This window comes from Stenotrophomonas sp. SrG (assembly GCF_050031795.1).
GTDB classification, from domain to species: Bacteria; Pseudomonadota; Gammaproteobacteria; order Xanthomonadales; family Xanthomonadaceae; genus Stenotrophomonas; species Stenotrophomonas rhizophila_A.
Map to the genome: position 1 here is coordinate 1 of NZ_JBNBBE010001563.1, position 232 is coordinate 232.

Annotated in this window: 1 pseudogene; it reads right to left on the minus strand. The window is 69.4% G+C overall.

Annotation, left to right across the window (positions count from 1 at the left end):
* Positions 1–232: pseudogene (locus ACQG3P_RS24625) on the minus strand (phosphatase PAP2 family protein); the annotation flags it as partial.

Here is a 232-nt window from a genome sequence, read left to right on the forward strand (position 1 = left end):
GGGCGGGGGCGCCGGGTCCAGCGCTTCAGGCTTTTGTACAGCAGCAACGCCATCAGGCCGGTAGCGGCCATGAGCAGCGACGCGCGCAGGCCATCGAAGCCGTCCAGCAGCACCAGTGCGCCCATCAGCGCATACCAGAACCGTCCGTCGCCGAGGCGGCTGACCATCGAGAACGCGCGGCGCACGCGGCGGTGCCGACAATAGTGGTTGGTGCGCCGGCACCAGCGGGTTT